Raw genomic sequence first — 498 nt, 5'->3', positions numbered from 1 at the left:
ACGCTGGGCGGCGCTCGCGCTGGACGTGACGGATGCCGCCAGCGTCGATACGGCCGTCGTCGCCGCCGAGCGGCGGTTCGGGCGCATCGACGTGCTGGCGACGAGCGCCGCCCAGCGTTATCCGGGCGCGATCGAGGAAGGCGAGGAGGGCGCCACGCGCGCCCTGTTCGAGGAAAACGTGTTCGGCCCCATCAACCTCGCGCGCCGCGTGCTGCCCGGCATGCGCGCGCGCCGCGCCGGCCACATCGTGATGCTGGCCCGCGCGTCCGTGCAGGCGCCCGCGTTCGAAGGCTTCAGCCATGCCGCGCGCTCCGCGCTGGAAGCACTGGCGGAGGCGCTGTTCTATGAAGTGGAACCGCTCGGCATCGGCGTCACGCTCGTCGATCCGGGCAGCGGCGACGACGTTGAAGGCGCCGTCCCGCGCCTGGCCGGCATTGCCGACTACGATGGCATGGCGAGCCGCACGGCACTGGGCCGGGGCGCCGCCCAGGTCGACGC

At 73.7% G+C, this 498-nt stretch carries 1 protein-coding gene; it reads left to right on the top strand.

Going from position 1 to position 498, the window contains the following annotated elements:
- Positions 1–498, top strand: a 498-nt coding sequence (locus ACEN88_RS34050; protein WP_413346791.1) for an SDR family NAD(P)-dependent oxidoreductase, incomplete at both ends; no start/stop codon positions are given.

Source organism: Massilia sp. CT11-108, from assembly GCF_047302915.1.
In the GTDB taxonomy this organism is placed as follows: Bacteria; Pseudomonadota; Gammaproteobacteria; order Burkholderiales; family Burkholderiaceae_D; genus Telluria; species Telluria orientalis.
This window is presented reverse-complemented; position numbering and strand designations above follow the sequence as displayed.